Consider the following 1,259-nt stretch of genomic DNA (forward strand, 5'->3'; position numbering starts at 1 on the left):
TATTAAATGTTTGTAGCGTTTTTGTTGGTAACAATATTTATTAACTTTGATGAAATCATTTTGAAGTTTATCTGGTCATTTTTGTCGGAACTAAGTTTAAAGGATGGATAAATGCTAAAAATTAAGCCTTTAGTTTGTGCTATGTGCCTTGTTTTACCAACAGCAGGTTTTGCTGAGCAAGCAGTAAATGGGCAAGATTTTATTAATTTATTTGAAAAGCTGTCAGGTAAGCAGCCCGGTATCAGAAAAGGTCACGCCAAAGGGGTGTGTGCTGTTGGCACATTTACACCTAATCAAGCTGCAAAACAGTATTCAACCAGCCCTTTATTTAACGCACCGTCAAAAGCAAATATTCGTTTTTCTATGGGCGGGGGGAACCCTCATGCTAATGAAACATCACGTTCTCCACGCGGAATGGGTGTGCAGTTTGTGCTAGAAAATGGTGATGTACACAATATTGCAGGGCTAACTACGCCTGTGTTTGCAGGCAACAGCCCAGAAGCGTTTTTTGGTTTGCTAAGTACCTTATTACCTGACGAAAAAACAGGGCAAATCGATTTTGCAAAAGTAAAAGCATACAGAGAGCAAAACCCGAGTACCTTAGGGCAATTTAATTGGCTGCAAAGCCATAACCCGCCAGCATCTTATGTGTCTTCACGTTATTTTGGTGTGCATACCTTTTACATGGTTGATGAAAAGGGCGCTAAACATGCCTTTAGATGGACCATGGTGCCAGAAGAGCCAGAGCAGGTGCTAACTGAAGAGCAAATGAAAACCTTCCCTAAATCATTTCTGGCTAAGCGACTTGAAGAAGATTTAGCAAAAGGGAAGGTGCATTATCGTTTTCAGGCTGAATTAGCTGAGCACGGTGATGCATTAACGGACCCTTCAGTACGATGGCCTGCGGATCGCAAAACAATTAATTTAGGAATGCTCACTATAGAATCGACAGGTGAGTCAGGTTGCGACCTCACAAATTATGACCCAAATCTACTATCTAAAGGCTTTATGCCAAGTGATGACAAAGTACTTAAATTCCGCTCAACAGCTTATGCAATTTCATTTGCGAAGCGTTTAACGGGGCAATAAGTCTTAAGTGTATCTGTCAGGTTTGATTAAAAGGAATTAATAAACCTGACAGGTGTATATGAGTGAGAAGTAGACTGTCGGAAAAAATCGTTTTTGGACAGAAATGTGTTAGATCATCAACGCCACTTTTTGTATTCAGATAAGAATTAGTATTACAAATTACTAAAAAT

1 protein-coding gene is annotated in these 1,259 nt (G+C 39.7%); it reads left to right on the plus strand.

The window, feature by feature from the left end; all coding sequences use genetic code 11:
* Positions 1-111: 111 nt before the first annotated feature.
* Positions 112-1,089 carry a catalase family peroxidase gene (locus L1D51_RS21460; RefSeq protein ID WP_239964835.1) on the plus strand — a complete coding sequence of 326 codons (978 nt, stop codon included), beginning with the start codon at positions 112-114 and terminating at the stop codon, positions 1,087-1,089.
* The last annotated feature ends 170 nt before the right edge of the window (positions 1,090-1,259 follow it).

Origin of the sequence: Pseudoalteromonas shioyasakiensis, assembly GCF_022398475.1 — a bacterium.
GTDB lineage: Bacteria > Pseudomonadota > Gammaproteobacteria > Enterobacterales > Alteromonadaceae > Pseudoalteromonas.